Below are 466 nucleotides of genomic sequence, written 5' to 3'. Positions count from 1 at the left end.
CTCCAGAACTCCAAGTCGATCAAGTACGCCGTGAACGGGGAGATGCACGCCCGCCAGGGCTCGATGATCGCCTTCCGCGGCAACCTCCAGTTCGAGCGCAAGGGCCAGGGGATCGGCGGTCTGCTCAAGCGCGCGGTCACCGGCGAGGGCCTCGCGCTCATGGCCGTCCGAGGCCAGGGCGAGGAGTGGTACGCGCACGAGGCCGCCAACTGTTTCATCGTGGAGATGGACCAGGGCGACCAGCTCACCATCAACGGCCGCTACGTACTCTGGTTCGACGCCACCCTCTCGTACGAGATCAAGACGGTGAAGGGCGCCGGGATTGTCGGCGGCGGCCTCTTCAACAGCGTCTTCTCCGGCCACGGCAAGATCGGCCTCATATGTGAGGGCACCCCGATCGTGATCCCCGTGACGGCCGCCCAGCCGGTGTACGTGGACACCGACGCGGTCGTCGGCTGGAGCCAGC

General features: G+C 66.7%; 1 protein-coding gene. It reads left to right on the top strand.

The window, feature by feature from the left end:
• The coding region (locus RM572_RS29080) for an AIM24 family protein (protein ID WP_311676350.1) at nucleotides 1–466 on the top strand (466 nt) is incomplete at both ends.

Origin of the sequence: Streptomyces hazeniae, from assembly GCF_031845485.1 — a bacterium.
GTDB lineage: Bacteria > Actinomycetota > Actinomycetes > Streptomycetales > Streptomycetaceae > Streptomyces > Streptomyces hazeniae.
Note: the sequence above shows the minus strand (reverse complement) of the source record. Positions and strands in the feature narration are given on the sequence as shown.